The sequence below is a fragment of the Streptococcus sp. HMSC072D07 genome (assembly GCF_001814835.1).
Lineage (GTDB): Bacteria > Bacillota > Bacilli > Lactobacillales > Streptococcaceae > Streptococcus.
This window is the reverse complement of record NZ_KV818062.1, coordinates 1-474: the sequence shown is the minus strand read 5'-3', so window position 1 is coordinate 474 and position 474 is coordinate 1. Positions and strand designations below refer to the sequence as shown.

Sequence of the window (474 nt, the reverse complement as noted above, 5' to 3'; positions counted from 1 at the left end):
CTGAAATGGAAAAAGCAGTTCAGAAAAAGTTGGCTGAATTGAAACAACTGACAATTCCATGGGAGCCAAGTGCAGATAAAATCATGACAGGTGATGGTAAGGAAGACTACACCTACGCTTATAAAATCAGACACGAGACAGATGGGGAACTTTATAAATTTATCAAATCTAAGTTTAAATCCTACTTTGTCTTATCTACAAACTGTGTGCTCTTGGCTGATACCATAGTCGGTCAGGCTGGCACCGATATCCTCTCACCCAAAGGATTTATCGCTCCAGGAACTTACCAAGCCTACCTTGATCGAGAGTTTGAAAAACCAAATAGTATAGTCGTATCTAAACATGTTTATTAAGGAGAATTTATGAACTTAGTTAAAAAATATACCCCGTTAATCCTTTTTATAGGGCTGGTTGCTCTTGTAATTCTGAATGCATCGAGCTTTATATCAGGAGCAATCTCTCTCTTTGATGTAA

The 474-nt window shown here is 37.8% G+C and carries 2 pseudogenes; both read left to right on the top strand.

Annotation, left to right across the window (positions count from 1 at the left end):
- Positions 1–353 (top strand): annotated as a pseudogene (locus HMPREF2991_RS04535) (DUF308 domain-containing protein); the annotation flags it as partial.
- Between the two features lie 9 nt (positions 354–362).
- A pseudogene (locus tag HMPREF2991_RS11175) lies at positions 363–474 on the top strand (AI-2E family transporter); the annotation flags it as partial.